The 302-nt window shown below is 61.3% G+C and carries 1 pseudogene; it reads left to right on the top strand.

Annotated elements, in window-relative coordinates:
* Positions 1–302 (top strand): annotated as a pseudogene (locus A3754_RS27575) (IS110 family transposase); the annotation flags it as partial.

A 302-nucleotide genomic window follows, 5' to 3' on the forward strand; every position in this document is an offset into this window, starting at 1 on the left:
TGCAACATGAAAAAGAGGCGTTGCGCCGCTGGAGCCCGCCACCCAAGGCGTATCGGACGCTGCAGACCCTACTGCGCCGCCGTGCGGCACTGGTCAAGGCGCGAACCATTATCCAGCAAAGCCTGGGTGCAGAGCCGCTACTCAAAGCGGGCTTGAAGAGGTTGATCTCTCAGATCAACACGCTGGATGCACAGATCCAGAAACACCTTCGCGACACGGTAAGAGACGCTGGGCTCAGCGAACAGGTGCAACGGTGCAAGGCCCTGGAGGGCGTGGGCGATCTGACCGCCTACGCTCTGGTC

The sequence above is a fragment of the Alcanivorax sp. HI0083 genome (assembly GCF_001635175.1).